The 287-nt window shown below is 62.7% G+C and carries 1 pseudogene; it reads left to right on the forward strand.

The features are described from left to right. Positions 1-287, forward strand: a pseudogene (locus MD536_RS21320) (hypothetical protein); the annotation flags it as partial.

The following is a 287-nucleotide window of genomic DNA, read 5'->3' on the forward strand; positions in this document are numbered from 1 at the left end:
ACCACCGGTCGAGCCAGCGCAACTGAGTATTGAAAATACCAGCCTCCCACTCGTGGGGGTGCTCAAGCTGTTTCCCGGCATCACGGCTGGGATGGCAGCTTGCTTCCTGCGCCCTCCGCTGCGCGGCGCAGTGCTGGAGGCGTATGGCGTAGGCTCTGCGCCGGACCATGATGCTGCCCTGGTGGGGGCATTTGCCCAGGCAGATTCCCAGGGCATCGTCATTGTGGATGTGACCCAATGCCGCCAGGGCGTGGTCAATTTGAGCAGCTATTCCACTAGCGCTCCCC

This window comes from Flavihumibacter cheonanensis (genome assembly GCF_022352215.1).
GTDB classification, from domain to species: domain Bacteria; phylum Bacteroidota; class Bacteroidia; order Chitinophagales; family Chitinophagaceae; genus Flavihumibacter; species Flavihumibacter cheonanensis.